This window comes from Streptomyces sp. NPDC059900, assembly GCF_050270335.1.
Taxonomy (GTDB): Bacteria; Actinomycetota; Actinomycetes; order Streptomycetales; family Streptomycetaceae; genus Streptomyces.
The window spans coordinates 1-1719 of the sequence record NZ_JBNNJZ010001012.1; the positions used below are offsets into that span (position 1 = coordinate 1).

The 1719-nt window shown below is 73.7% G+C and carries 1 protein-coding gene and 1 pseudogene; both read right to left on the bottom strand.

The genetic code is table 11. The features are described from left to right. Window positions 1-245, bottom strand: a 245-nt coding sequence (locus ACQKIP_RS46730; protein WP_427745792.1) for an FAD-dependent oxidoreductase, incomplete at its 3' end; no start/stop codon positions are given. Between the two features lie 177 nt (window positions 246-422). Then, window positions 423-1673 (bottom strand): annotated as a pseudogene (locus ACQKIP_RS46735) (tetratricopeptide repeat protein); the annotation flags it as partial. Between the last annotated feature and the right edge of the window lie 46 nt (window positions 1674-1719).

The following is a 1719-nucleotide window of genomic DNA, read 5'->3' on the forward strand; positions in this document are numbered from 1 at the left end:
GCCCGGAAGTCCAGGTTGAGATCCCGGACGATCTTCCGCGGCAACAGGCTGACCAGGTACGAGTAGCGCGAGAGCCGGGCGTCGACACCGGCGAAGGGCCGGCTGGACACGGCCGCGCCGCCGGTCGCGGACAGCCGCTCCAGGAGCAGGACGGAGCGTCCGGCGCGGGCGAGATAGGCGGCGGCGACAAGGCCGTTGTGACCACCGCCGACGATGACTGCGTCGTAACGATCGCGAGGAGGCATAGGCTCTTGGTAACACGCGGAGGGTGTATAGCGCCCCGGGGGCGCGGAGAACCACACGACCAGCCACAACGCCCCTTAGGGGCGCGGGGAACTGCGCGACCGGCCACGACGCACCGGCAGTCGCCCTCGAACCCAAACACCCCCGACGCGCCCAGCGAGAAACCGCGCCCCCGCGAGTCAATGCCCCCCAGTAGCCCGCCGCTGGCGCAACGCTGCCACCCGCCGGTAGAGCTCGACCGCCTCGGTGCCGCGGCCCAGCTGTTCCAGGCAGTGCGCCTCGTCGTTGCGGCTGGCCAGGGCGTCGGGGTGGTCGGCGCCCAGGACCTGTTCGCGGGCGGCCGCGACCCGGCGGTACTCGGTCAGGGCGTCGGCCCAGCGGCCGAGCCAGCCCAGGCCCACGGCCACCTCGCGGCGGCTGACCAGGGTGTCGGGGTGGTCGCCGCCCAGGACGCGTTCGCGGATCGCGCAGACGTCACGGGCCTCGGCCAGCGCTTCCTCCCAGCGGCCCTGGCGGCCGAGATTGACGCCAAGGCCGTGCCGGGCGCGCAGGGTCTCGGGGTGGGAGGGGCCGTTGACCCGGCTGCGGTCGTCGATCAGGTCGCGGTACAGCTCCAGAGCCTCGCCGCTGCGGCTGAGCCGCCCCAGGCTTATGCCCACCTCGTAGCGCGCGGCGAGGGTGTCGGGGTGATCGGCGCCCAGCGCCCGCACGCGCGCGTCGGCGACCTCGCGGTACGTCTGGAGCGCCTCGGGCCAGCGGCCGAGCTGCCCCAGGGCGTAGGCGACTTCGTAGCGGGTGACCAGGGTGTCGGGGTGGGTGGCGCCGAGCACGCGCGCCCTGGCCGTGGCGACGTCGCGGGCCAGCCGGTAGGAGTCCTCCAGACGGCCGAGCCTGCTGAGGTTGTAGGCGAGGTTGTGGCGGCAGCGCAGGGTGTCGGGATGGTCGGCGCCCGCGGTCCGCTCCCGCACGGCCAGCACCGAGGTGTACATCTGGTGCGCCTCGAAGTGCCGCCCCAACTGCCCCATGACGTACGCCATTTCCTGCCGGGCGGCGAGCGTGTCCGGGTGCTCGGGGCCCAGCGTGCGCTCCCTGCCCTGCGCGACGCGGCCGTACTCCCGCAGGGCGTCGGCCGCCCGGCCGGTGCGGCTGAGGGTGAAGCCCACTTCGTAGCGGCTGGCGAGGGTGTCGGGGTGGTCGGGGCCAAGGGCGTGTTCCCGCTCGGCGGCCACCGCGCGGTGCACCTCGCCCGCCTCGGCCCAGCGGCCGAGACGTCCCAGGCTCAGGCCCGCGTTGTGCCGGCTGAGGAGGGTGGCCACCACCTCCGGGGACGGGGTGGGCCGTTCGGGCTGGCGCGGGGCGGCAGCACGGCGTGCGTCGGTCCGCGGGATCCACTCGCCGGTCAGGCCCGCCGCCGCGTCGGGCGGTGTGGTGCGTTTTTATTATATTCAGTTCGCCTTGTGTGAGTTTGTTTTTCAT